A 504-nucleotide genomic window follows, 5' to 3' on the forward strand; every position below is an offset into this window, starting at 1 on the left:
TGCCGATATCGGCTTTACCCTGGCCGAGCACGACCTGCGCGCCCTGGCTGGCGAGGCACAGCAACAGCAGGTCGAACAACTGACCCGGGCCGAGACCCACGCGCCTTTCGACCTGAGCGTGGGCCCGCTGGTGCGTGGACGCCTGCTGCAACTGGCCGGGGACGAGCATGTCCTGTTGGTCACCCAGCACCATATCGTCTCCGATGGCTGGTCCGTGGCGGTGCTGATCGACGAGTTCAACCGCCTGTACGCAGCCTTCAGCCAGGGTCTTGACGATCCGTTGCCGCCGCTGGCCCTGCAATACGCCGACTATGCGGCCTGGCAACAACAGCACCTGCAAGGCGAACGCCTGCAAGCCCAGACCCGTTTCTGGAGCGAACACCTCAGCGATGCGCCAGGAATGCTGGAGCTACCGAGCGACCATCCACGACCACAAGTACAAAGCTATATCGGTGCCAGCTTGCCCTTGGAGCTGCCGATTGCCCTGAGTGCCAAGCTACGGCA

The 504-nt window shown here is 63.7% G+C and carries 1 protein-coding gene; it reads left to right on the top strand.

Translation table 11 applies throughout. The features are described 5' to 3' along the window. On the top strand, window positions 1–504 hold a 504-nt coding region (locus tag M5B96_RS32420), incomplete at both ends, for a condensation domain-containing protein (RefSeq protein WP_248801245.1).

Origin of the sequence: Pseudomonas sp. MWU13-2105 (genome assembly GCF_023242315.1) — a bacterium.
GTDB lineage: Bacteria > Pseudomonadota > Gammaproteobacteria > Pseudomonadales > Pseudomonadaceae > Aquipseudomonas.